Source organism: Pseudomonas sp. AC463 (assembly GCF_979253585.1).
Genome location: NZ_CEEDDZ010000632.1, coordinates 1 through 270, shown reverse-complemented (window position 1 = coordinate 270; position 270 = coordinate 1). Strand labels below are relative to the sequence as shown.

The 270-nt window shown below is 67.4% G+C and carries 1 protein-coding gene; it reads right to left on the bottom strand.

Annotated features, from left to right (window positions below; genetic code table 11):
- A partial coding sequence (locus AC0IYH_RS31740) for a chloride channel protein (protein ID WP_471838240.1) occupies positions 1 to 270 on the bottom strand: 270 nt, incomplete at both ends.

Genomic DNA, 270 nt, shown 5'->3' with positions numbered 1-270 from the left:
AGCGCGCGGCCGAAACCGCCGGCAAGGCTTCCGCCTAATTGGACGGCGGTGCCTTCACGTCCGGCCGAGCCACCGAAAAGATGCGTCACCACTGTGCCGAAGAAGATGAGCGGCGCCATCCGCAGCGGCACACCGCCGCCCGGCTCGTGGATCTGCTCGACGATCAGGTTGTTGCCGCCCTCCACCGAGCGCCCGGTGAGATGGTAGAGCAATCCGACCACGAACCCGCCCACCGGCAGCAGATAGAGCAGCCAGGGCGATGCGAACCGC